Annotated in this window: 21 protein-coding genes; 9 read left to right on the forward strand and 12 right to left on the reverse strand. The window is 34.1% G+C overall.

Annotated features, from left to right (window positions below; all coding sequences use genetic code 11):
- Nucleotides 1-116: 116 nt before the first annotated feature.
- Complete coding sequence (locus WBG07_RS11845; RefSeq protein WP_340201560.1) at nucleotides 117-980, forward strand: hypothetical protein; 864 nt, start codon at nucleotides 117-119, stop codon at nucleotides 978-980.
- A gap of 861 nt (nucleotides 981-1,841) precedes the next feature.
- On the opposite strand, the gene WBG07_RS11850 is transcribed toward WBG07_RS11845, so the two are convergent.
- A complete protein-coding gene (locus WBG07_RS11850) occupies nucleotides 1,842-2,678 on the reverse strand; it encodes a hypothetical protein (RefSeq protein WP_340201562.1) in 837 nt (278 codons plus the stop codon).
- A 251-nt stretch (nucleotides 2,679-2,929) separates the two neighbouring features.
- Between WBG07_RS11850 and WBG07_RS11855 the strand changes: the two genes are divergently transcribed.
- From WBG07_RS11855 to WBG07_RS11875, 5 genes are all read left to right on the forward strand, one after another.
- Nucleotides 2,930-3,586: a hypothetical protein gene (locus WBG07_RS11855; RefSeq protein WP_340201564.1), complete on the forward strand. Its 657-nt coding sequence runs from the start codon at nucleotides 2,930-2,932 to the stop codon at nucleotides 3,584-3,586.
- A gap of 8 nt (nucleotides 3,587-3,594) precedes the next feature.
- On the forward strand, nucleotides 3,595-4,242 hold the full coding sequence (locus WBG07_RS11860) for a hypothetical protein (protein WP_340201565.1): 648 nt from the start codon (nucleotides 3,595-3,597) through the stop codon (nucleotides 4,240-4,242).
- A gap of 89 nt (nucleotides 4,243-4,331) precedes the next feature.
- A complete protein-coding gene (locus tag WBG07_RS11865; protein ID WP_340201567.1) occupies nucleotides 4,332-5,000 on the forward strand; it encodes a sensor histidine kinase in 669 nt (222 codons plus the stop codon).
- Nucleotides 5,001-5,651, forward strand: coding sequence for a response regulator transcription factor (locus tag WBG07_RS11870; RefSeq protein WP_340201569.1), 651 nt, complete (start codon nucleotides 5,001-5,003; stop codon nucleotides 5,649-5,651).
- 89 nt (nucleotides 5,652-5,740) lie between these two features.
- A complete protein-coding gene (locus WBG07_RS11875) occupies nucleotides 5,741-5,902 on the forward strand; it encodes a hypothetical protein (protein ID WP_340201571.1) in 162 nt (53 codons plus the stop codon).
- Nucleotides 5,903-6,304: 402 nt separating this feature from the next.
- Here WBG07_RS11875 and WBG07_RS11880 read toward each other — a convergent pair whose 3' ends face one another.
- From WBG07_RS11880 to WBG07_RS11900, 5 genes are all read right to left on the reverse strand, one after another.
- A complete protein-coding gene (locus tag WBG07_RS11880; RefSeq protein WP_340201573.1) occupies nucleotides 6,305-7,207 on the reverse strand; it encodes a histone deacetylase family protein in 903 nt (300 codons plus the stop codon).
- Nucleotides 7,208-7,275: 68 nt separating this feature from the next.
- A complete protein-coding gene (metG, locus tag WBG07_RS11885) occupies nucleotides 7,276-9,357 on the reverse strand; it encodes a methionine--tRNA ligase (RefSeq protein ID WP_340201575.1) in 2,082 nt (693 codons plus the stop codon).
- A gap of 253 nt (nucleotides 9,358-9,610) precedes the next feature.
- Nucleotides 9,611-11,200: a T9SS type A sorting domain-containing protein gene (locus tag WBG07_RS11890; RefSeq protein WP_340201577.1), complete on the reverse strand. Its 1,590-nt coding sequence runs from the start codon at nucleotides 11,198-11,200 to the stop codon at nucleotides 9,611-9,613.
- A 214-nt stretch (nucleotides 11,201-11,414) separates the two neighbouring features.
- Nucleotides 11,415-13,043, reverse strand: a complete 1,629-nt coding sequence (locus WBG07_RS11895; protein ID WP_340201578.1) for a DUF1501 domain-containing protein — start codon at nucleotides 13,041-13,043, stop codon at nucleotides 11,415-11,417.
- Nucleotides 13,044-13,050: 7 nt separating this feature from the next.
- On the reverse strand, nucleotides 13,051-14,520 hold the full coding sequence (locus WBG07_RS11900; RefSeq protein WP_340201580.1) for a DUF1800 domain-containing protein: 1,470 nt from the start codon (nucleotides 14,518-14,520) through the stop codon (nucleotides 13,051-13,053).
- A 273-nt stretch (nucleotides 14,521-14,793) separates the two neighbouring features.
- On the opposite strand from WBG07_RS11900, the gene WBG07_RS11905 reads away from it, so the two are divergent.
- Nucleotides 14,794-15,153 (forward strand): YraN family protein, encoded by a 360-nt coding sequence (locus WBG07_RS11905; protein WP_340201582.1) that lies wholly within the window; start codon nucleotides 14,794-14,796, stop codon nucleotides 15,151-15,153.
- Nucleotides 15,154-15,224: 71 nt separating this feature from the next.
- A complete protein-coding gene (locus WBG07_RS11910; RefSeq protein WP_340201583.1) occupies nucleotides 15,225-15,884 on the forward strand; it encodes an aspartate kinase family protein in 660 nt (219 codons plus the stop codon).
- Nucleotides 15,885-15,899: 15 nt separating this feature from the next.
- On the opposite strand, the gene mfd is transcribed toward WBG07_RS11910, so the two are convergent.
- The 6 genes from mfd to WBG07_RS11940 all read right to left on the reverse strand — a co-directional run bounded on the left by mfd (nucleotide 15,900) and on the right by WBG07_RS11940 (nucleotide 25,504).
- A complete protein-coding gene (gene mfd / locus WBG07_RS11915; protein ID WP_340201585.1) occupies nucleotides 15,900-19,301 on the reverse strand; it encodes a transcription-repair coupling factor in 3,402 nt (1,133 codons plus the stop codon).
- 71 nt (nucleotides 19,302-19,372) lie between these two features.
- Nucleotides 19,373-20,524, reverse strand: a complete 1,152-nt coding sequence (locus WBG07_RS11920; RefSeq protein ID WP_340201587.1) for an aminotransferase class V-fold PLP-dependent enzyme — start codon at nucleotides 20,522-20,524, stop codon at nucleotides 19,373-19,375.
- Nucleotides 20,525-20,569: 45 nt separating this feature from the next.
- Nucleotides 20,570-21,211 carry a ligase-associated DNA damage response endonuclease PdeM gene (gene pdeM, locus WBG07_RS11925; protein ID WP_340201589.1) on the reverse strand — a complete coding sequence of 214 codons (642 nt, stop codon included), beginning with the start codon at nucleotides 21,209-21,211 and terminating at the stop codon, nucleotides 20,570-20,572.
- Nucleotides 21,212-21,243: 32 nt separating this feature from the next.
- Nucleotides 21,244-23,703, reverse strand: coding sequence for a ligase-associated DNA damage response DEXH box helicase (locus WBG07_RS11930; RefSeq protein ID WP_340201591.1), 2,460 nt, complete (start codon nucleotides 23,701-23,703; stop codon nucleotides 21,244-21,246).
- Nucleotides 23,690-24,604 carry a hypothetical protein gene (locus tag WBG07_RS11935; RefSeq protein ID WP_340201592.1) on the reverse strand — a complete coding sequence of 305 codons (915 nt, stop codon included), beginning with the start codon at nucleotides 24,602-24,604 and terminating at the stop codon, nucleotides 23,690-23,692. The genes WBG07_RS11930 and WBG07_RS11935 overlap by 14 nt, the downstream gene beginning before the upstream one ends.
- 93 nt (nucleotides 24,605-24,697) lie before the next feature.
- Nucleotides 24,698-25,504 carry a class I SAM-dependent methyltransferase gene (locus WBG07_RS11940; RefSeq protein ID WP_340201594.1) on the reverse strand — a complete coding sequence of 269 codons (807 nt, stop codon included), beginning with the start codon at nucleotides 25,502-25,504 and terminating at the stop codon, nucleotides 24,698-24,700.
- A 137-nt stretch (nucleotides 25,505-25,641) separates the two neighbouring features.
- Here WBG07_RS11940 and WBG07_RS11945 point away from each other — a divergent pair, with 137 nt between their 5' ends.
- Nucleotides 25,642-26,190: a hypothetical protein gene (locus WBG07_RS11945; RefSeq protein ID WP_340201596.1), complete on the forward strand. Its 549-nt coding sequence runs from the start codon at nucleotides 25,642-25,644 to the stop codon at nucleotides 26,188-26,190.
- The last annotated feature ends 117 nt before the right edge of the window (nucleotides 26,191-26,307 follow it).

Genomic DNA, 26,307 nt, shown 5'->3' on the forward strand with positions numbered 1-26,307 from the left:
TGGCTTTAGTAAAACCAACTTTTAATTTTAAGATCCTTTAATAAAAGAAATACTTACTTTTAGGATTCATTTTGGGTAGTTGTAAATAAATTACCGTTAGCAAATAATAGATTCAAATGAAATATCTCAATATCTTTTTAGCAGTCTTATTTTTTCCATTTAGCAATCTACAATCACAAGAAATTTCTGTGCTTAGTAATGAATATACCTCCATACAAAAACTGGAAATATTTGCAAAAGGATGTAATTCCTCTCAAGTAAAACAGTTAATAGCAAAAGATACCACATTTAATATAAACTATGGAGGGATTACACTAACCCCTGTTCAATTAGCAATAGATGCTTTTATAGAAGCAAACAACAATAAATCGCTTAGGAAATGCGATGAATGTATTTCTACCATTCTTGCTATCATGCAAGACAAGCGCTATGATTTTAAGGTGCAACCATTAAGACAAAAAACAGATCTGGTACATGTTATTTCTCAAGAAATAAAAATTAAAAACGAGCCTCCTATCAAACAACGTTATGAGATTCTCTTAAATGGAATTCTTAGTACTTTAGAAAAGAAACCTAATTTTCAAATCACTTATTCATTTCCAACAAACACATTTAATTTGCCAGAAACCCCGCTTCAGGCCGCTGGCGCATTTGGTGATGAATCTTTATGTATTTTAATTAAAAGATATCCCTATATACTGAAAGAAATAGACCAAAGAAGCGATACCAATAAGTATACCCCTTTAATGTTTGCTGCTAGGCTTAATAATATAAAGGCTACAAAAAAATTGCTTTTTTTTGGCGCAGACTATTTAGAGAATTTTACCGGTTATAATGTCAATGGTATAGCGGTGATTGGCATCGCCCAAAGTGCTGGACATATTACTTTGTCAAACTTGATTAAAGAGTATAAAGATGGAAAAATTAATTTTGAAGGGTGTGAGAGAAATTTTCTAATGACTCCATTGACAAGCCAATGATTAGGGAAGAAGATTTTAATTTATAAATATACCTGTTTTCATCACTCTTAATCTAACTGATTAAATGATCTCATGTTTTAGGATTAACTCCATTTAATAAAAAAAATCTGATTAACACACAATAGACTGTACCCAAAAGTTTAGACGAATTTATAATTAATTTTGATAATAATGAGGCTGATATTGTATCGGGCTCATTTTGTTTAAATTTGATTCTTTCGTTATCGTAGTAGTTGATGTATAATAAAAACTAATAAAAGATCTTTTATCAACATTAGCTTAACTTGGAAAATTGATTATAAAGGCAGCCAAAAAAGGTGGGATTCCTATTATGTTTTGAAATTTGTAAGAAATATAGTATTTTTAAGAGAGTAATACATTAAATATATATATCATGATAAACAAAATTTCAAAACTAGGAAACAAATTAACCAAAAATGAATTAAGAAAAATTACGGGGGGATTGTTGTATTGCGACAGCGATTTTCCATGTCCCACCAATCAGTGTTGTAATGGCTGGTTTTGTGTAAGATCGTATGGAAGTACCGGAACTTTTTGTTAACTAATTTACCTTATTCCATTAAGAGCTAATTTGTCTAAAAACTGTGTTGAGTTACATCTCTATTACAAGTTGATTAGCCCTGTCAATGTAGGAATTGTATTTTGGTGCGTAAATCCGAATTGTTTCGTTCATAGTATAGCTAATATTAAGCTGGAACAATTTGCTGTCTAGCATTTTTTAGCTTGATGGCTACAATTTGTCTGCAAACTAAAAACATTATAAGAATACATCAACTCCACTTTGGGTATGTAATAAAGAATACCCCATATTTCAAAATCAAATAATTTCACCTTCTTTATTTAAGGACAAGAGCATTTAACCTTTATAGTAGCAGAGGCACATTGCCAATTAGGATATCCTGTACAAATAGATACATAATAGTATCTAGGATTGTTATTTGATAGATTACCTCCAAACAAGATTTCACCTTGTCTATCAGGGTCGTATCCTAAAAAATCATCACCAAAACTATGTTGCGAAGAAAGTTCTTGTAAGTTTAAACTTGATGGAGCTTCACCATCAAACCATTTTCCCCACTCGTATTCTTTTGGTCTGTACCAATTTTGATAATCAAATTCCCAAACACCTACCCAATATTTATCTTCGCAAGCAGTATTAGTTGGGTCAATAATAATTTTAGAGGGACAAACTTCAATAGGAATTTCTGGATCTGGCACTAACCCATTAATTGTGAAAGCAGGTATAGCAGGATTCCTTTTAACTATAAATGAACTTGTATAACCTGAGTTTTGAATTCTCCATCTCCAGAGAAATCCTCTAACCTCAAGCATTATGTTCGCTCTATAATGTCCTTCTGAAAGGTTAAAACCACTATAAATATCATTTATCCAACAACTACTACTTGATGGATACATTCTTGTAGAAATTAGAATATTATCTTTGTAAAGTTTAATTGTAAATCTATATCTATTTGCTCCCCATCCATTATATGGACATTGAGAATCGTTAGCATAAGAGGCTTTTAGACGAACTTCTTTTGTTTCTCCACATATATCTATATCTGAACTTGAAAAGTTGTTTGTGTTAGGCTCTGCCCATTCTAAAGTTAAATTTTGAGAATTGGCTAAATGAGTACTAATAAATAGAATCATTAAAATGTAAATAAATTTTTTCATTATATTTAGTATTAAACTCACCTACTCTGTTTACAGTTTTCGGCTTCCCTGTTTTTATAATATCACAAATCTCTAGATACTTCTATGGGTAATTGAGGGGTGATGCACCTCAAAACAGTAGTTGCATTGCGTTAAAATGATGGGGTTATTTAACCTTGTCTATTTGGGTTTTTCTACGCGAGGTTGATTTGAGTTATAATTGTTCTTTTGTGGTCTAACTAAAAAAATTTAATAGCTTAAAACCCACAATTATGAAAGTAAAACTCTTAACTTTAGTAGTATTTTTAGGAATAACAACTATCTTAATAAATGGCTGTGCCTTTTTAAAAGGAAAGGGAAGCACTTCCAACGAAACCTCTATTTGCATGAATTATGCTAAGTCTGAAAAGCCTTTATTGTCCTTGAAATTAGTTCATGAAATGACCCAGTTATATCAAAGTAATCCAAATATAGACGACACCAAAGCTATTAGATTTGACCTGGAAACCCTCAAAAATTTTATATATCACCTAGAAATAGAGGCGAAAAAAAATAATATTCCAAGTAAAGATTTAGGGATTAGAATTTACTATTCCCGTTATCCTAAATTATCCACTTGGTATGATGCTTTTCAAAGAGATTTATTTGGGTTTACAGGTAATGCAATAACAAGGCAATACGAAATGAGACACACCTTGGTAATGATACCCACCATCCATAGAGATTCAATAAACTATGATTTCAATCCCTTAGAGCCCGGCACATATAGTACCGGACTGCAAGTAGCAAGGTTCCTTTCATCATCTGAACAAGATACGCTAACTAGTAAAAAATATACTTTTGCATTATCTGTTACCCAACCTGTTACAAACGCCCAAAATCATGGCGATCTTTATCCTCCTTTTGGAGGTGCGGGGCTTGCGTTTTAAAACTACAAATGGAAGATCTTATACCCATATTAAAAAGCATCCTGTTCTTAGTTCAACTAGTAGCTGCACTAGCAGGATGTTTTTATTTCTTTAAATTAAAGACCAGTTACTGGAAATGGTTTGGGGTTTATTTGGTGATCTTGTTTATTCAGCAGCATCTTTTAAAATACGTATTTCCTAATATGGTAGCTTCAAAAAATGTGTATTATTTATTGTTTGGAATCCCACTAGAGTATATATTTCTTTATTGGCTCTATGCCAAACAGTCTTTAAAAAAAGAAAAACTATTCTATATTTTTAGCATCCTTTATATAGTAACAGTGCTAATTTCATGGTTCGTCCAAGAAACGGATGATGCCCTAAGTATTTCCTTAAATACAGGTTCTTTACTCCTCACCGTTTTAGTAGTTCTGGAATACCTAAAACAAATAAGTGATGATAGTATTCTTAAATTTCGAGAAAATAGTATGTTCTATATAAATGTAGGCGTCATATTATTTTATATTGGTGCGCATCCATTTCATGTCTTTCAAAAATACTTATATGCCGATTATAAGGTTTTTATTGAATATTATTACGTATATTTTTTAGGGGCAAATTGTAGTATGTATTTACTATTTATAGCTTCGTTTGTATGGGGGAAAAAGAAATCATAATTATATCATTGGTTATATTCAATGTTATTTTCATTGTCTTTATTGTAGCAATCGTTATGTTTAAGGGGCAATATCGTATTAAAAAGAAAATGCATTTAGCCCAGATTCAAGATATTGATGAGACGCATAAAAAAGAGCTGTTGGAAACTGAAATCGAAATTCAGCATCAAACCATGAAACATATTGGGAGGGAGATTCATGATAATATAGGGCAGAAACTTACTTTAGCAAGCTTATATACACAGCAATTAGCTTTTGAAAATAAAGTGCCTCAGATCACTAAAAACATTGAGGATATTAGTGAAATCATCAATCAATCCTTAACAGAACTTCGCCAATTGTCAAAGTCATTAACAGATAATACCATTGAAAAATCATCCATTTCTGTTTTAATTGAAAATGAGTGTAAAATTATAAACGACTTAAAGAAATGCAACGTCAGGTTTAGAAATGACACTCAAATTGATCTTAAATCGTATCAGATTAAAAGTATTCTATTAAGAATAACCCAAGAATTTTTGCAGAATAGCATAAAGCATGCCCATTGCAAAAACATTGAGGTACTATTAAGTAAAGACCCATCAACTATAATCTTATCTCTAAAAGATGATGGACGCGGTTTTGATATGGAGCAATCAAGAGCTAATGGAATTGGTCTCAAAAATATTGAAAAAAGGACAGAACTCATAGGAGGAAAGTTTAGCCTAGAGAGTCAACCTCAATTTGGGACTTCCATAATCATAAAAATTCCAACCTAAATGAAGCATACCATTGTAATTATTGACGACCATGTATTGATTGCGAATGCTTTAAGTAGTATTATTTCTAATTTCTTCCAATTTGAAGTGCTTTATACCTGTGAAAATGGGTTAGATTTTCAAGAAAAAGTGAAAAACATGCCGTTGCCCGATATTGTATTATTGGATATTAGTATGCCTCTTATGGACGGATTTGAGACTGCCAAATGGATAAAAGAAATGCATCCTCAAGTTTTAATAATGGCGTTGAGTATGCAAGAAGATGAACAAAGTTTAATTAGAATGATCAAGAATGGTTCTAAGGGGTATATGCTTAAAAATGTACATCCTTTAGAACTGGAAAATGCGTTGAATAGTCTCGCAAAAAATGGACATTTTTTCCCGGAGTGGGCAGCAAAAAAAGTATTTACCAGTATTCGTGAAGATACAATTGATGCCAGCTCAAAACTTAATTTATCAGATCGTGAAAAAGAATTTCTCAGGTATACGGTCACCGAAATGACCTATAAAGAAATCGCTGAAAAAATGTTTTGCAGCCCCAGAACCATAGAAAATTACAGAGACAGTTTGTTTGAAAAACTCGAGTTAAAATCCAGAGTAGGTTTAGCAGTATATGCCATTAAAAATGGGTATTCTGGATCATGTTTATGAGGAAGCATCTTAAAATTAAACCAATTTTATAAGTATTTTATTACAAAAAATACGTATATTGATAATAAGAAAATACTTAAAATTTTTAAATGATGCTTAAAAATATATCAAGATTTGCAGAGAAATTGAGTAAAACAGAACAAAGAAACATTATAGTAAAAGGGGGTAGAATTCCATACTGCCCGTTTAGCAATGATCCTTCTACAGATTGGTGTTGTGATCTTCCCCGAGGTTGTCCTTCCGATTTTTGATTTTTAGAGTTGAATCTAAAATAGTCATTAAGATTATCTTTTAGAGTGTTAAAACAAAAATTTTTCACTTGAATAAAGTTGTTACATGTATTTACAATCGAAAAAAACTTAAAAATGTTTAAAAATATATCAAAAATAGGTTCAGAATTGTCTAAGAAACAGCAAAGAGGTATTAACGGAGGTAAAAAACAGTGTTATAGGTTTGGTGTTTGTACCGACTATGGAATTCACTGTGCGGAAACAATATGTATGCTAACGATCTAAGAAAAGTTAATTAATAGGATGGTATCAAATAGTTGGAGCAAATACAGGGTATTTATGTGACGGGTCTTTGATTGATATATAAAAGAGCAGTCTGCATTAGGTTTCTGGAAAGCGGTTGTAAACCCATAACATGAAAGCTTAAAAATAAATGGTTTGTGCCAACCTGAAGGTGTTGGCATGCGCCTCAATAATTACTTTTATATCTTTAGAATACCCGCCACCCATACTACATTGCACGGGAATTTGATATTTTCTACAGGTTTCCAATACAAAAAGATCCCGTTCTTTACAGCCATCCATACTCAAAGCTAATCTGCCTAGTTTGTCTCCTTCAATAACATCTACGCCACAGAGATAGAAAATAAAGTCTGGTTTCACACTGTTGATAAGATGGGGGAGTGTTTTGCTAAGAATAGTTAAGTATTCATCATCTTTTGTGCCGTCAGCCAACGCTATATCAAGATCGCTTTTCTCTTTTTTGAATGGATAATTTCCTTTTCCATGCATGGAAAAAGTATATACGGAGGGGTCACCTTGAAAAATTTCAGCAGTACCGTTGCCCTGATGTACATCCAAATCTACAATCAATATTTTTTTTGCCAGTTTCTTGTCTTGCAAATACCTAGAGGCTATAGCTTGATCATTTAGCAAACAAAAAGCTTCCCCACGATTGCTGTAGGCATGGTGAGTGCCGCCTGCAATATTCATGGCAATACCATTTTCTAGTGCAAATTCACAACCTTTAATGGTGCCATCTGCAATTATGACTTCTCTTTTTACTAACGCTGCAGATAGTGGAAAACCAATTTTCCTAGCGGCTCTTGGTTCAAGAGTTAACTGCGTTAGCTTTTGATAATATTCCTGAGAATGTATTCTTACTATGATTTGATCCTCAGGAATTTCTGGCTCAAAAAAATTTTCAGGAGTACAGGTGCCTTCATATAGCAATTGCTTTGGGAGCAAATCATACTTTATCATCGGGAAACGATGCCCTTCTGGTAAAGGATGTTTATAAATAGGATGATAGGCAATTTTCAGCAAGAATAAAGCTTTAAATAATTAGAAAATTTCAATAATAAATAGTATTTCTTTGTTTGAAACCGATACTATTAATTAATAGTTTGCCCATTAGCAACACCGTCTTCATCAGGGTTAACAAATACCAGTTTTCCTTCGGTATTTTCAGTCATTAAAATCATTCCCTCACTTTCTACACCTCGTAGTTTTCTAGGCGCAAGATTAGCTAAAACAGTTACTTTTTTACCTACAATATCTGCTGCATTAAAACTTTCGGCAATACCAGATACAATGGTTCTAACATCAATTCCGGTATCCACTTTGAGTACCAAAAGTTTGTTTGCTTTCGGCATTTTTGCAGCTTCCAGAATAGTACCCACTCTTAAATCTAATTTTGTAAAATCATCAAAATTGATGGTTTCTTTTTGTGGTTCTACAGGAGTTTCCATGATTTCATTCTGTTTCTTGGTAGCTTCCAATTTATCTAATTGATGCTGGATAGCGTCATCTTCAATTTTAGAAAACAACAACTCCGCTTTATTGATTTCTTGCCCTGCTGGAAGTAAGGTTTCTTTTGAGGTTACATCATTCCATTGAAGCTTGGTATCTGCCAGTGCTAAGATGTTTTTCAATTTGGAAGAAGTAAAAGGCAAAAAAGGTGCTGAAAGTACCGCTAGACCAGTGGCAATTTGTAAGGCCACAAACATGATGGTTTTTACCCGTTCTTTATCTTCTTTAATCTTTTTCCAGGGCTCCTCATCTGCAAGGTATTTGTTACCTAACCTTGCCAAATTCATAAGTTCATTAAGGGCTTCCCTAAAGCGATACCGCTCTATAGATTTACTAATTATTGCAGGATAGGTTTTAAGAGTTGCAAGAGTCTCTTTGTCTATCTCTGAAAAAATTGCGGGCTCAGGAACAATCCCCTGGTAATATTTATGAGTAAGAACGGCTACCCGGTTGATAAAGTTTCCAAAAATAGCAACTAGCTCATTATTATTACGAGCCTGAAAATCTTTCCAGGTAAAATCATTGTCTTTGCTTTCTGGCGCGTTGGCAGTAAGCGTATATCTTAAAACATCTTGTTGGTCTGGAAATTCTTCTAAGTATTCATGCAACCATACCGCCCAATTTTTAGAAGTAGATAGTTTGTTTCCTTCTAAGTTTAGAAATTCGTTAGCGGGAACATTGTCTGGAAGAATATAACTACCTTCTGCATGCAGCATTGCTGGAAATATGATACAATGAAATACAATATTATCTTTTCCTATAAAATGTACCAATTTAGTGTTTTGATCTTTCCAGTAAGGTTCCCAGTTTTTTCCTTCACGGGCTGCCCATTCTTTGGTAGCAGAAATATAACCAATAGGCGCATCAAACCATACATACAGAACTTTTCCATCCGCTCCCTCTACAGGAACAGGAATACCCCAATCTAAATCTCGGGTAACTGCTCTTGGTTTTAAGCCATCGTCTACCCAGCTTTTTACTTGACCGTAGACATTGGGTTTCCAGTCTTTTTTATGCTGATCAATAATCCATTCTCTGATAAATGAATCATATTGATCTAAAGGAAGAAACCAATGTTTGGTTTTTCTTAGTGCGGGCTTGCTTCCAGAGAGGACAGATTTTGGGTTGATAAGGTCAGTAGCATTTAAAGAGCTACCACATCTTTCACATTGATCTCCATAAGCTTCTTCATAATTACAGTTTGGACATGTGCCTACCACGAATCGGTCTGCCAGAAACTGCTCCGCTTCCTCGTCATACAATTGTTCTGTAACCTCTTCTATAAATTTACCATCATCGTACAATGTTTTAAAAAAATCGGAAGCTGTTTTATGATGAATTTCTGCGGAAGTTCTAGAGTAATTATCAAAGGAAATTCCAAAATCATTAAAAGATTTTTTTATAATGGCGTGGTATTTATCAATAATTTCTTTTGGAGAAACTCCTTCTTTTTTAGCACGCATGGGTATGGCAACCCCATGTTCATCACTACCACATATGTAAATAACATCTTTACCAATACCTCTAAGGTAACGGGCGTAAATATCTGCGGGTACATAAACCCCTGCTAGATGGCCTATATGAATGGGGCCGTTTGTATACGGTAAGGCAGCAGTAATAGTATATCGCTGCGCGGATGAATCTTTTAGAATCTTCTCTGACATTTGTAATTTCTTAGCTGTGCAAAAATACAGATTTTGACAATGTAGTGCATCAGGAAATAAAACCCATTTTTATTTTCGTTAATTAGTAGGTTACAAGTAAAAAACTACTAACCTCTATCCATCCCTTTTGGATTTAAAATTTTAAATAGTAGATGTTTCAAAAAGTCTTCCACAAAAAAAGAAGTTACCTTTTCAGATAACTTCTCCTTAATTTAAGTGTTAAAAAAAATCTCTATTTACATGATGTAGTACTTTATTCGTTAACCAAAATTTTAATAACACGTCTTGATGCTTCTGTACGTATTTCTACAAAATACAATGCAGGGCTCAATTGTGTGTCTAAAGAAATTTGGTTGGTTCCTTCTCTTAATCCCTTGATTTTTTTTGTGTATACCGTTTGCCCTACCACATTTGTGATGGAGATGATTGCATTACCATTAGCAACATCCATAGGTAAAATAAGGTTAACTTCTCCATTTGAAGGATTTGGATATAATTTATAATCACTCTTTAAATTAGAATCCAAACTTACCGGACTTTGAACTCTATTGGTTGTGCTATTTGTTAGTCTGATATTATCAATTCTTGAAGTAACATTTCCTGATTTTTTTCTATATAACCTAAACCAGTTCAATCTCGTCTTATCAGGAGTTCCTCCGCTAATTCGAGCATCACTAAACTTTAAACGAATGTAGTTCCATCCATCATTTAAGGTAGATCTGCTAATTTCCCAATTATATTCATTTGTATCTGCCCTACCACCAGAGCCTAGTTCTACCTGATCTGAACTGCTTAAATCACTAATGTCATTAACGTAATACCAAAACTCTAGTGCTGTTGCACCCTGTGCATTTATTGATGAAAAAGTTCTTCTAAAATCATCTGTTCCAGAACCAACAGATTTTAGTGAACCGCTTCCTTCTTTATAATTGCTAGAAATAGATAACGTGTTAGAAGATGAACCAGACCACCCACTTTTACTGTCACAAGTATTTATAACCCAATTTGTACTTGGAGGGTTTGACCCGCCAGAGGCAGGTTTAAGGGTGAAGGTTGCTAGTACATTTTCTCCATTACCTCCCACACAATCTGTGCCTCTGAAATGTAATTGATCGGTTCTGCTACCATCAGTAGTTTTCATCCCAATTGCCATGGCATCATCTCCCTGTTTCCAAGATTCTATAACATTCATAATTCTTGTGTTAGAAGTACGACTCCTATAGATTCCAATATTAAATGGGTTATCATCATACATTACAGCGGCAATTTGCAAGCCTTTATTGTATGATCTGATTTCTTTATTTACATACGCAAGTCCTCTGTATCTTCCTCTTCCACACCCACTGCGCCATAGATCTCCACCATATCTACGATTTGTATTAGCATCGGTCCATCTGTACTCTGAGTTTTCTTTGTCTTCCCTGATTTGTCTTAATGCATTTAAATCAACATTACGTAAAGTTACCAGATATACGAAAGCTTTTGAATGACTGCCAAAATCAAAATCTTTTTCCCCAGTTCTGTTATGAACATAGTAGTAAGTTTGTAGGTTTACATCACTGAAACTTGCTTCATGTCCTTCTCTAGTTATTCTATTGATACCAGAGGGGCGTTCACCGTCTAAAGATCTAGAATCACTTTGACCTACAAATATTATAGAAACATCATTGTTTCGGGTATTGGAACTGGAAGTTACGGTTATGTTTGAACGACTACTGCTACTATCTCGGTCATCGCCAATTACTCTAATATCAGAACCCGAATATCCTTGTGCGCTTAAATTTAAGGAACAGCATAGCGCAAGAATAATAGCTATTCCATAAGAATGTAATTTAGTTTTCATAATTTTCTACTTTTTCAATAGTTATCTAAATAATAGACTTCAAGATAACCTTTACAAAGAGTAGATAATTCTTACAATTAAATAATTGGTTGTGATAATGTAATAATTGGCAAAATGGACCTGCCAATAATTTGAAGAATATGAATAATTTGAACAAATAATTTATTAATACTATAAAAAAACCTCCCATTGGGAGGTTTTAACTGTCAAATTATTAAGATCGGACGAGAACCGATTTACTGTATTTCTGATTTTTATAAGTAACTCTATAAATGTATTGGCCTGTAGAAAGGCGAGTACCCATACTATTTTCAATCGGAATGGTATAAGAGCCTTCAATCATCATTTCGTTTTTAATAGTGCCGATGTGTTGCCCAAGAATATTATAAAGCTGCATGTCTACCAATCCGGCTTCAGGTATTTCAATGTAAATGGAAACTTCACCTGTGTCTGGATAAACCGGTTTATGATCAAAGCCTTCTATGACTACTACTGGGGTATCATCATCGTCATCTGGCGGATTAACAATACCGTTACAATCAAAACCAAGGTCTACCAATTGTAAAGGCCTTCCAAGAAGGTATTCTTCTACCAATTGCTGGTCTATACAAAGCCATTTATTCATGACCGTGCCATAAAGGTCTCGGAAGTCTGATGTAAATTTTAGATTTCCATTATCTAAATCGCTTAGACTTGGATGTTCTCCAATAAGTCCATTTCCATTTAGCGCAGGTCCAAAGAATAAAGTAGGAGCAGAGGCACCGTGATCTGTACCTAGCGAACCATTTTCAAATACCCTTCTACCAAATTCAGAGAAGGTCATACTTAACACTTTATTTTGCTTATCTTGAAAACCGAGATCTTCGTAAAAGTTATTGACTGCTAAAGATAAACGAGACATAAGTCTTTCATGATTAATAGGCTGGTTGGCATGCGTATCAAAACCTCCCATACTTACCATATAAACTCTTGTGCCTAAATTACCTTTAATAAGTCTGGCTAAAATTGCTAATTGCTTTGCAAATCCGTTATCATCATACTCTACATCGTTGGTACCTCTTTCATAAGCCTCATGTATTACACCTGCATATTTATAGGTGGTATTGGTAGTACCTCTTAAAAAACGAAGTTGATCACCATACATACAATCAGGAGTATTTTCCACATCATATACCAAACCTAATTCTGCAATACGTTCTAGCTGATTTGGGTTTGCTGTGGTAAAAGCATAATTAGTCTGTGTACCTTCAAATATTAGATTTCCAAAACTACCAATTTGAATCGCTGCAGGAATGGCAGGTGGCTCCACCAAATAATCAGGATAAATATCTTCAAAATAGCGACCCATCCAACCGGTACGAATTCGGGTTAGATTTTCTGTGGAAGCCCAAATATCTGAAGAGGTAAAGTGAGAGAGATTTTGTTCTGGATACCCTGTTCCATGAACTACTTTCATAGCACCTTCTCCCCAAAGAGGTTCCAGATTTTTCATGTATCCAGCCATTCCAAAATCATCATTTAGCTTTATTACTTTACTTTCTGGAATATAGATGGAAGGGCGGTTATTTGCATATACATCAAATTGATTTAGAGGAACAATTGTGTTTAATCCGTCGTTTCCTCCATTTAGGCGAATGAGCACTAATATATTGTCGGTATCTGCATTGTTAATGGCCATACTGAGCGGTGATAGTGAAGAGGCACTCATCATATTGCCGCCTATCATCATGGTACCAGCTCCTGTAATTCCTAAAGCTTGCAGAAAAGATCTTCTACTCCAGAACGTGTGTTCCAGATCGTGTTGTTCTTCTTTTGTTATTTTTTTAGAATGTGAATCGCACATAGTGGGGCTATTTAAGTTGAAATTCGGGTTCTTTACTAATATGTAGCAATAATTGCAAAACCTGATAAGGTGCGCTCTCCCAGTACAAATTCCATGAATTATCTTCATAGTAGTTATCTGGAACATCACTTTTAAAAATATCTGATGCTACTTCATAATCGGCATCTGTAAGGAGCCCTTTAGGTACAACGGCATCCACTATTTCACGGGTAACATAGTATGGGTCTGAATTATCTCCTGCTAGGTTGAGTCCAAAAGTCCTAAACTGTTCCTGATCTAGGTTCCAGTTGTAGTAAAGAAACCATTCCATTATAGACCATCGTCCAATAAGTGCATTTGCACTAATCCAATTACGATTTCGGCGCCAACCAGCAACATCTACCGGATTAAAAAGACTTTGTCCTATCAAACCGTTGAAATAGATCACACTTTCCAAAACTTCATCATTATATTGAAAAGAAGTTTCATTGATAAAATCAAAAATTACGTCATATGGACTTTTAATAATAACCCCAATAGACTCATCATCAAAAAAGTGTTCACTTTTAAATAATTGTCGTAAAACAGGAGCTAATTCCCAATTTCCGGAAATAAAGGTGGCTGCCATTTCATTTACAATAGCATCAGGCGCTTCTGGATGCACAAAGTAAGTATAGAGCTTGCGGCAAATAAAATTGGCAATTTCATCTTGTCTTTCGGTGAATAGAATTTCAATGACATCGTCATAATTCCAAGCACCGGTCTGGCCGAATATAGTTTTTGTACCTGCGTCAAACTGACTGGGATCAAAAACAAAACCACTATAATTATCGTCTTCAATAGCACGACGTACGTAGCCTGTTAAGGCTTTGGAAGTCTCTACAATATCTGTTTCGGTATATCCATTTCCTTCTCCAAGCGTAAACAATTCATATAGTTCACGGGCATAGTTTTCATTAGGGCGATTTCGGCGATTTCGGTTGCCATCTAAATAACGTAACATGGCATTTGTTAAACCAATTTCTCTAGTGAATTCTTTGAAATTACCAAGTGCATGCACCTGTAGTTTGTTAATATAGCCATATAAAAACCCAGGGATATCATAAACATTGAGTTCTGTAACAAAATGATTACTCCAGAAAAAGCTTAAACGATCTCTTAAAGAATCGTCTATCATCGCTCTACTGTATGTTAATGCCCAACTTTTACGTTGTGCATTGACCATTTCATTTCTCAAATCATTATCCTGCGGATAATTTATACGGGTCCAGTTGGCCCATTCGGGTGCTGGAGTTGGGGGTAAGTTGATTGCTTGGTCCACAATTTCATCTACCAAATCACCAGGATTCCGAGAAAGACCTGCATTAATTGTTGGTACGGATGCACTAAAACCTAAACGTCTGTACAAGTGATGAATTCTGGCTATATCCCATGGTTTCTCTGCTGAGGGAACATAGGGATCCAGCGTGGAGGTGTTGCAATTTTCAAGTATTTCCATAAGACTTAAGGGCGTAAGTTTTGTCTAATATATTAAAAATTAGCAGATTAAACATATGTTTTCTTAAATTAAACGCTCATCTACCTAAAAATAGTATTTTAGAAACAAGATATTCAAAAGCTTTTATACTTTGTTATATACGATATAGCGAGTGCTTTTGGATTATATAGAATTGTTAAAATACGGAAATCCACAAATATACATGAGACTTTGGTTTAAAAATATGTTGATTTTTATCAAATATAATCTATTGAATTATAAAACTATTTAAGTATGGCAGAACATAATGAGTTTGGAAAGATAGCAGAAGAAATGGCTTGCGTACATCTTCAAAAAAAAGGGTACGAAGTGCTAGAGCGTAATTTTTTTTATGATCGTGCAGAAGTAGATATTATAGCTAAAAAGGAGGATTTGATTGTATGCGTAGAGGTAAAAGCAAGAAGTTCTTCAGATTTCGGAAATCCGCAAGACTTCATTAGTCAAAAGAAAATAAAGTTATTGGTCAAAGCAATGAATGAATATGTAAATAGGTTAGAAATAGAGGTAGAGGTACGCTTTGATGTAGTGGCTATTGTAAAATCTAGAAGCAACTTCTCTATAGAACACCTGGAAAATGCTTTCTACCATTTCTAAATTTTTTTAACTTTTTGTTTTATTTAAAACAAAAAGTACTATTTTTGCCATGTAATCAAATTTTATAACCAATGAAAACGATTTCTTCTGTGGTGGAAGGATATATTAAATCTAAGCCATTTCTGCAAAGCGCGCTATCTCAAGGAATTATAAACCTTACCTCGTTGTCACGTATGATAAAGCCTGAGATTGAAGAACATTTAGGTAAAGAAGTAAGAAACGGAGCTGTTGTGATGGCTTTGAAAAGATTGTCTGACGATCTTGAATTTAGAGCAACCCATAAAATAGTAAAAACACTTAAAAACATTGGGGAAATAACAGTGCGTTCGTCTCTTAATGATTACACGTTTAAGGTTTCTGATACTTTATTACATAAGATGGCATTACTAATCACTAAAATTGAAGATAATAAAACTGCATTTTATACATCTTCTCGTGGAGTGAATGAAACTACCATTGTTGTTAGTAGTAATATTTCAAATGAAGTTGAGGAAGTTTTTAGAAACGAGATCCTTATAGAAAAATTGGAAAATGTATCTTCCATTACAGTAAAATTGCCAAAGGAAAATGTTTCCATTCCCGGGATTTACTATTTCATTTTTCAAAGGCTTTCTTGGGAAGGGGTAAATATTTACGAAGTAATTTCTACTACGTATGAATTTACCATTTTGGTAAGTGAAGAGCAAATAGATAAAGCATTTAAAGTGATTAAAGATTTAAAATCTATTTGAGACTAAATCACTAACTCAAGAGGAAACTGTTTCGGTTTTTTGAACAAAGGGTTGCATTACCTGTAATGCTTTATCTACTGATTTAATATTTTCAAAAGTAAGTAATAGTCTTAACCCATTTCTGGTTTCTTTTTCCTTGAGTCTACATAGTTTAGGATTTTGTTGTACGTATTTCACCACTTCTCCAAATATTTTACTTTGGTAAAAACCACTTTGTTGGTCTGAGATAAAGTAACCAATCATTTTTCCTTGCTTTAAAACTACTTTTTCAAGTCCCATTTTAGTAGCAATCCATTTAATTCGTACACTGTTCAACAAATCTAAAGCTTGTATTGGTAATGGGCCAAATCTGTCTTTTAGATTCATTTCATAAAGATAGAGTGCTTCTTCGTCTTTTAAATTGGTTAATTCATTGTAGAGATTTAATCTTTCAGAAATATTATTTATATAATCATCTGGATATAACAATTGAAAATCGGTATCAATTTGGGTATCTTTTAAATACACTTTTTCTCCTTCATCACCTTGGTCGTAGAGTTCTCTAAATTCATTTTCTTTGAGTTCTTCAATGGCTTCATTAAGAATTTTTTGATAGGTCTCAAACCCAATTTCATTAATAAATCCGCTTTGCTCTCCCCCTAATAAATCGCCAGCACCTCTAATCTCTAAATCCTTCATGGCAATATTAAAACCGCTTCCAAGTTCTGAAAATTGCTCTAATGCCTGAATGCGTTTTCTCGCATCATTAGTCATGACTGAATATGGAGGGGTAATGAAATAACAAAATGCTTTTTTATTGCTTCGCCCTACACGCCCTCTCATTTGATGAAGGTCTGATAATCCAAAATTGTTGGCATTGTTAATAAAAATAGTATTGGCATTGGGTACATCAAGCCCACTCTCTACGATACTTGTAGATACTAAAACGTCAAACTCTCCATTCATGAAAGCGAGCATTAGTTTCTCTAGTTTTTTACCATCCATTTGTCCATGACCAATACCGATACGGGCATCTGGCACTAAACGCTGTATCATTCCGGCAACTTCTCTTATATTTTCTATACGATTGTGAATAAAAAATACCTGACCTCCTCGCTGGATTTCATAATTTACGGCATCTCTAATATTTTCTTCGCTAAAACGAATCACATTACTTTCAATTGGGTATCTGTTGGGTGGAGGAGTAGTGATTACGGAAAGATCGCGAGCCGCCATTAAACTAAATTGTAACGTACGAGGTATGGGAGTGGCAGTTAAGGTAAGTACGTCTACATTTTCTTTGAGTGTTTTTAGTTTTTCTTTCACCGCAACGCCAAATTTTTGCTCTTCATCTACTACTAACAACCCAAGATCTTTGAATTGAACTTTAGGGTTTACCAATTGATGCGTGCCAATAATAATATCCACTTTGCCTTTTGAAAGATCTTCAAGGGTCTCTTTTCTTTCTTTGGCGGTTCTAAACCTATTTATATAGGCAACTGTTACTGGGAAATCTTGCAAACGTTCACTAAAGGTTTTGAAATGTTGAAATGCAAGGATTGTTGTAGGAACTAAAACAGCCACCTGTTTTCCATTATCAACTGCCTTGAATGCTGCTCTAATAGCAACCTCGGTTTTGCCAAAACCTACATCACCACAAACCAATCTATCCATAGGACGTTCGCTCTCCATATCGGCTTTAATATCTTCTGTAGCACTGCTTTGATCTGGTGTGTCTTCGTATAAGAAAGATGCTTCTAATTCCGTTTGTAGGTAACTATCTGGATGGTATTGGTATCCTTTTTTTGTCTTACGTTTTGCATATAATTTTATAAGGCTGAAGGCAATTTCCTTAACCCGGCTTTTTGTTTTTTGTTTTAAACTTTTCCAAGCACTACTTCCAAGTTTATATATTTTAGGGGGTTTACTGTCTTTGCCACTATACTTGGTAATTTTATGAAGTGAATGTATACTTACATATAAGATGTCACGGTCTCCATAAACTAATTTAATAGCTTCTTGTTTTTTACCTTCTACTTCAATTTTTTGAAGCCCTCCAAATCTACCAATACCATGATCAATGTGGGTTACGTAATCACCCACCTCTAAATTGGTTAATTCTTTTAGGGTAATGGCTTCTTTTTTGGCATATCCATTTTTAAGATGAAACTTGTGGTAGCGTTCAAATATTTGATGATCTGTATAACATGTAATTTTGTTTTGTGAATCTACAAAACCCTGAAACATGGAAAAAACAATAGTTTTATAGGGTACAGCCTCTTCCATTTCTTCAAAAATATCATGAAAGCGTTTGGCTTGTTGTTGACTTACACATGCAATATAGTTAGTATACCCTTTTTCTTTACTTTCTCTTAGGTTGGTGATAAGAAGATCAAATTGTTTATTAAAAGAGGGTTGTGGAGTTGTTTCAAAATTAAGAATGCCTTCTGATTCTTTAAATGCTTTTTCAGAGGCATTGTTAGCTTTGGTTCCAAAAAAGTGATGGTTTCCAATCTCTACAAGCGTAAAATCAAGTAATTGGTTTTTAAGAAGTTGTGTATTACAAAAAAGTTCTTCTGGTTTTGCGTGTTTAATTTCTTTAGAAAGTGTTTGAAAAGTTTCTGCGGCTTTTTGAAACAACTTATCAATACGATCAAGTAAAAAATCGGTGTTTTTTGCAAAAATAACTGTTTTGGAAGCTATATATTTTAGAAAACTTTCTCTAGACTCTTCCAATAGTTTGTTTTCTACATTGGGAATAATACTTATTTTTTTGGTACGCTCTGTTGAAAGTTGTGTTTCTACGTCAAATGTTCTTATACTGTCTACTTCATCCCCAAAAAATTCAATTCTATAAGGTTCATCGTGAGAGAAAGAGAACACGTCTACGATACCTCCACGTACCGAAAATTCTCCAGGTTCACTCACAAAATCTACCCTTTTAAAATGATATTCAAAAAGTACCTCATTTATAAAATCTAAGGAGATGGTATCACCAACCTGAATTTTTAAGGTATTTTTTTCTAATTCTTTTCTGGTAACCACTTTCTCAAATAAGGCATCGGGATAGGTGATAATCACCGCTGGCTTTTTGCGTGAATTTATGCGGTTGAGTACCTCTGCTCTGAGCAGGATATTTGCATTATCTGTCTCTTCAATTTGGTAAGGTCTCCGGTAGCTGCCTGGGTAGAAAAGTACTTGTTGTTCTCCTAGCAATTGTTCCAGATCATTCAAATGATAGGCTGCTTCTTCTTTATCGTTTAAAATAATAAGAAAGGGAAGATTAGATTGTTTAAAAGCATTTGCAATTGCAAATGATAAGGAAGAACCTACTAACCCTTTTACCTGAACTTTATTTTGAAAAATGGTAATAGCATTTTCCAGTTTTTGTTGTGACAAAGACTGTGAAAGGGTTTCCTGAATGGGATTCTTTTTCAACTATTTTTTTTGCAAATATACAAAGTCAATTTCTTTATGACTTTAAATTATGCAGTTGAAAGACCTTCTTCTTAAAGTAATTTCAAAACTGTTTTTGAAAATTTCTCAAGGTCGTCTTTGGAGTTGTAGATGCTGGGAGAAACTCTTATGGCATCTCCTCTGTAAGAAACAAAAATATTTTCTTGCTTAAGTTTTATTTTTAAGTCTTCAATATTGGTTTCAGATGGCAAAAATACCCCAAAAAGATGGCTAGATCTATTAGTTTCCTCTTCTATAAAGCATCCTTTATCCGTAAGTATTTGAATAGTATCTTTTGTGATACTAAAACAATAGTCTTGAATGGCATTAGGAGTCCATTCCAATAATTGTTCAATAGCTTTCACTAGCATAGGAACCAGAATAAAATTACTGGATTCTCCCATATTAAATCTTCCTGCACCTGGTTGATATTGCTCTTGATATTGTACCAGTCTACTAAAATCTTCGCTATACAAACGGTTCATCCAGTTTTCTTCCATAGGTTTTCCGTCATGGAAAGCGTCACCATAGTATGCCATCCCTAAAGAATAGGGGCCTAACATCCATTTATATCCTCCACAAATCAATGCATCTGGTCTTATGTCTTGTATGGAGAATGGGTAGGCGCCAATACTTTGGGTGCCATCAATAACTAGTAAAGCATTATATGAGTCACACGCTTTTCTTATATTGATTAGATCAAAGAGTGTTCCATCTGCCCAATGTACTTGAGGAATAGCTACTACTTTGGTTTTTTGGTTTATGGAATTCAAAAGTTCTTGATTCCATTTTTTACCACGACCCTGCTCAATTTTGGGTGAAGTAATAGTTTTGATTACGACCTTATTTTTTTTGGCAACTTCCTGCCAGATGTACACATTACTTGGAAATTGTTCATCAATTAAAATAATTTCATCTCCAGATGTAAAGTCAATATTGTGAGCAACATTGGCCATGCCATAAGAAACAGATGGAATGATTGCAGTATAAGAAGCTTCTGGAGTATCTATTAATTGAGCAAAGCGTTGTCTTAAGAGGGCTCTTTCTTCAAAAAAATCAGTATCTGAAAGTTCCCAGGGATGCATCTTGCTGTCCACCCCTTTATAACCCGCTTTAGCAATTGTTTTAAGTAACGGCGACATATAGGCACCGTTAAGATAGGTAATGCCTTCTGGAATATCAAATAGGTGTTTTTGAGAAATCATGAACTTTAAATTTGAGAATGAATTTAATAAATTAAAACAGAGGCTTTACGTTGAGACTAAAATGACTTCTTCTGGAGTAATTACAAAAATCTGGTCTTCTTTCTTTGGCATTAAAGTGAAATTACCGGTAAAATCTCCAAATGCGGGAAGAATAAGTTGTTTTTCACTTTTAAAAAAGCAAGGAAGTTTAAGCACTTGTTTCCCTTCTCCTTTAAGTTGAATTCCTGGATGGATATGTCCACAAAAATTAAAAATATCAGGAGCGGTCTCAACAGGGTGATGGGTTAATAAAAAGGAGTCCAGTAACAACTCTGCTGCTAATGCGATGTTTAAAGATTCAAATTTATGCGGACTTATAATATCATGATTTCCTGTAACAAGAATAATCTTTGCCGTTTGTTTTTTTACCCACGTTTCAAAGAGTGTCCACTCTTTGTTTAAATGACTGTGAAAAAGATCTCCGAGAAAGCAAATAGTTTTTGGGTTAAAATAGAGTACTGTTTTATCCAACCTAGTATAATTTTTTTTGGTAACCGATATAGGTACTGGGAGTCCGTTTTTTCTAAAATGGGTGCTTTTTCCTAAGTGTACATCAGCAATCATTAGCATAGCGCGTTCCTCCCAGAACAAAACTCCTTCTGGATGAAGCACAAAATTTTGATTTTTTAGGTGGAGGTTTTCAGTCATTAGGTAAAGATAAAATTAAGAAAGTGATCTTGTTATTTATTTAATTGCAATGTCATTCTTTTGATACGATCCTGTAATTTTTCTGAGGTAAGTTTTTCCCGGAGTCTATCCGTTATTATAGGAAATGAAAAAGGGGTAGGCTTTTCACATTTTTTCCAAACAATGGTTTGAGATTCAATTCGCTCTAATGCCTGAATTAGTCTTCCCTTTTCTAAAGTGTGCTCAAAGGTTTCTCGGAATGCTTGCTGAAAAAGTAAATTAGCAGGTTCAAAATCTCTAAATACATTGAAGAGTAATTGAGAACTGGATTGAAGGTGTTTATTTTTAACAACTTTATCAGGATACCCTGTAAACACTAAACCACCAATTACAGCAATGTCTCTGAATTTGCGTCTTGCCATCTCTGTAGCATTTAGGCTTTTTTGAAGATCTTCACTTAAATATTGGGGAGTGAATAATTCATTATCAATCACTTGCTGCATATCAATCTCTTTATCAGACAACAACTCAAAACCATAATCATTAAAAGCAATGGAGAAAGTAATAGGTTGCAAAAGACTAATTCGATATGCTAACAAGCTACCCATAGCTTCATGAACAAATCTCCCTTCAAACGGATAAAATATGGCATGATAACCTTCTCGCGTTTTAAAGGTTTCTACAAGAAATTCTTTGTTTGAAGGAACAATGGACTCTTTTTGCTGTCTTGTAAAGATGTGCTGCAAAGCTTTCATTTCCGGAGAGGGTTTCAGACTCACTTGAAACGAATACAATTCTTCTCTTAGCAATTCGCTCATTTGAGACGAAAGGGTCATTCTACCACCCATCCAGCTAGGTACTTTTGAAGTTTTTTGTTTTGATTTTTTTACGAGTGCTTGCATTTGTTTAATACGGAAGAGTTCTAGATTTCTACCTGCAAAAGTAAATACGTCTCCTGGGGATAGTTTGGAGATAAAATATTCTTCAATAGTACCAATAAATCCACCAGAAATGTATTTAACCGTCATTACTGCATCACTCACAATAGTGCCTATTGATAGTCTATGACGCATGGCCACCCCGCGATTGTTAACCTTGAATTTTCCATCTTCTTCAATCTCTACCTTTTTAAATTCATCATAGCTTTGAAGGCTCTCACCGCCAACTGTTATAAACCGTAATATTTCATTCCATTGGTTGTCTGTAATTGTTTGGAAACAGAAAGTAGATTTAATTTCTGGAAAAATATCTTCTGGATAAAAACCATTTGAAACCGCAAGCGTAGTTAAATATTGCACAAGTACATCAAAACTTAGCAAATATGGAATGCGATCTTCAACTACTTTCTGTTTAACCGCTTTTTGTAGCGCAGCGGCTTCAATAAGTTCAATAGCATGTGTGGGCAGAAAATAGATTACACTTTCTTTACCAGGCTGGTGACCGCTTCTCCCTGCCCGTTGCATAAAACGAGCAACCCCTTTAGGGCCTCCTATTTGAACAATGGTTTCTACAGGAGCAAAGTCTACCCCTAAATCAAGACTTGAGGTACAAAAAACGGCTTTTAAAGATTCATTACGAATGGCATTTTCTACCCATTGCCGGGTTTCTTTGTTGATACTTCCATGGTGCATGGCAATTTCTCCCGCAAATTCTGGGTACTTAGCAAGAATAGCTTGAAACCAGATTTCGCACTGCGCACGAGTATTTGTAAATAGAAGGGTAGTTTTGCTTTTTTGAATTATTGGCACAACGGCATCCAATAAATGAAGTCCTAAATGACCTCTCCATGGAAAGGTCTCCATTTTTTTTGGTATAATAGATTTTACCGTAATCTTTTTCTTGAGATTTGCTTTAATAAGCACAGAATTTTCTAAGGCTTCAGATGCTGGTCCTAAGAGCACTTCCATAGCCTGTTGAAGGTTACCAATGGTAGCAGAAATTCCCCAAATGCGCATTTTAGGACTAATTGTTTTAAGCCTAGAAAGAGCCAGTTCTATTTGAACCCCCCGTTTTGAGCCTAAAAGCTCATGCCATTCATCAATAACTATGGCAGTTACGTTCTTAAAAGTTTTATCATATTCCTTAGATGCCAGTAACAAATGTAAACTTTCAGGTGTTGTAATAAGCAAATCAGGCATTTTGCGTTTCTGGGCGGCCCTTTCTTTTTGTGAAGTATCTCCGGTTCTAATACCTACTTCGAATGGCACATCTATCTCATCACAAAATCTTTGTGCCGCCTGTTTTATTTCTAATGAAAGCGCACGCAATGGGGTAATCCAAATGGCTTTAAGACCTTTAACAGGTTTTGTTTTAAATTCTGGATTATTTATCATGTAATCCAATACAATAGGAATCCATAGGGCATATGTTTTCCCGCTACCTGTAGGAGCATTAAGCAACCCATTTTTACCTTTTAAAAATGCATTCCACGTATTTTTCTGGAAAGGAAAAGGTTTCCAGTCCTGATCTTTAAACCATTTTAACGCCGGATTGAATACCTCATTTTTGGTCATTACTATTTAGTATATTTTTTTCATATTGGTTATGAATGGTTAAAATGAGTAACCCAAATACTACTGCTACAACAATCAGTAATGTATTTATGAGTCCGTCTACCGAAAAAGATAACCTTATCAAAATAGTGGAAATAACAAATCCGGAATTGCGTATGACCTTATGAAACATGTTGGTGTGAAAAAAAGAAAGTAACAGTAATAATACATCTACAATGATGAGAATTGTAAAGAATTCATCAAAAAACACATTGTTAATGTCTTTGAATAAAACAGAAGTCTCATCCGTTTCATAAATAGTATTTAATGTCCAACTGCTAAAGATGTAAACTGCCAGTCCTATTAAAATTGGCACTAAAAACACAGCTATGGTCTTTTTAAAACTTATAAACCTCTCGATATTTATACTACTAGATTTTTTTTTGCTTTGAATAGTGTATCTAAGTCTACTTTTTATGTAAAATAAATATAGCAGATAAAATAATAAAACCGAAGCAATTAAATCATAGGTAAATTGCAAATCATTTTTAATCTGAAACCAATCAGAAGATAATTCTAATGAAGAGAGGTCTTTAAACAATCTTCTAATAATAATTAGGGTAATAATCTCGTATTGCTTGCTAATGTAAGTAGTAATTGATCTGGGTAAGTAATAAACCAATAAATACACTTCATAAATTAGAATAAATGAGAAAGGTGTATAAATTGCCGCAACAGGGTTTTTGAATAAATCACTATCTGTGGAGATATTGATAAGGCCAAAATCCTTTAAATAGATAAGAATAAGATGCAGTAGAAAGCTAACTATGGAAATAATTAGAATAATACGTTCTCCACGCTCTTTTACATGATCTGAAAGCAGTTTTTGATAAATGGTGTTAAGAAAGTTGGGTTTAGCCATATCGGGAACATTGTATTTTTATTCATCTAAAAATGAAATAAAACTTTAATCTTTAGAAAGGTACTAAAGAATATGCAAAAAAGAAGTATCAAATTAACCATCCTTTTTAATACCAACAATGGAGTAGACCATTGGAATTTTGCTTTTCAAATGTTTAATACGGAATTTGCCCGGTTCAATTTTTTCGGTTTCCTTGAAACAATCATAAGGAGAATAGTCAAACTCTTCAAAAGAAGTAATTTCTATATTATTTTTAATAAGGTTATTAATCACATCACTTAAGGAATGATTCCATGATATATAGTCTTGTTGAATGGGAGCATTTTTCTCTGCATAGGTGCCTTCTTCTTTCTCTACGATGGCTTTTTTGTTGAAGTAGTTATATTTAATTTCTTTAAAATAATCATCAAACATCCATACCACCGGATGAAATTCTACAAATACAAATTTTCCATTTGGTTTTAAGAAATGGGCAATCAATTGACTCCATTTATTAATATTTGGAAGCCAGCCTATGGTGCCGTAACTGGTAAAAACCAGATCAAATTGCTGATCTAGATATTTGGGTAAATCATAAAGGTCGCAACAAATGAAGGAGGTATTACTTTTAATTTCTTGGGAGAGCTCCTTTGCTTTTTCTATCGCTTTGTCTGATAGATCTACTCCGGTAACGTGAGCTCCAAGTCTGCTTAAAGACAGCGAGTCTAATCCAAAATGACATTGCAGGTGTAGGATGCTTTTACCTTGAATATCACCAAGTAGATTTAGTTCTATAGAATTTAAGGAGGATTTACCGTTTAGGAAACCGGGAAAATCATAGAAGGTACTTGCCACATGAATGGGAACTTTGTTGTTCCATGATGCTTTATTAATTTCTTTATAATTTTCGATTGGTTTCATAAAAAATAAAAAGATTAAGATAAAAATACTTCAATTATTAGTATGTTTTTTGATAAAAGATCTTGTAGAACCCTTTTTTTTAATTTTTGGCATAGAGATTGGTGAATAATTGTAATAACCAATTAAAATCAAAGATCATGAAAAAACTAATAGGTTTATTATTTGTAGTGCTTTTAAATGTTTCGTACGGAAATGCACAAAGAGGGGATACTGCTGGTATTACACAAGATATTTATGAAGCTAAGAAAGCACTGGAGCGAAAAAGGAAAAGTGATCTTGAGTACAAAAAAGCACAACAAACCATTCGCGAAAATGCAGCACTTTTAGAAGAAAACCGAAAATTGGTTCAAGCGGCTAGGGCAAGAAAATATAAGGCTTATAAAAGATCACAAAACACAAACTATAATGGTAGGGATTACAAAGGAGATTCCAGAAAAACCTCTTCAAATGTTTCCAGAAGTCCTGCTGGATCTTCCGGATCTGCAAATTGTGTAGGGTGCAATACCGCAACCTATGTTGATGAAAGTGTAAACGGTAATGCTTTAGGAAAAAAGGCAAATAAAGCCATGGGGAATCCTACCGGAAATCTGAAAGAGAGTTTTTGTGGAAAATGTGACTCAGGTAATTCTAACGATTCTGGAAGTTCTAATGATTCCGGATCTAATGATAAATCTGGATCCAATTAGAAATAAATAAAGAGCTAAGTTTATTACTTAGTTCTTTATTTACTTTATCAAGTATTGCCTTAATATGTTACTCTTTTAGTGTGCTTACAAGAAAATATACGATGATAACTTCTAATG

It is taken from the genome of Ascidiimonas meishanensis (assembly GCF_037782385.1).
Taxonomy (GTDB): Bacteria; Bacteroidota; Bacteroidia; order Flavobacteriales; family Flavobacteriaceae; genus Ascidiimonas; species Ascidiimonas meishanensis.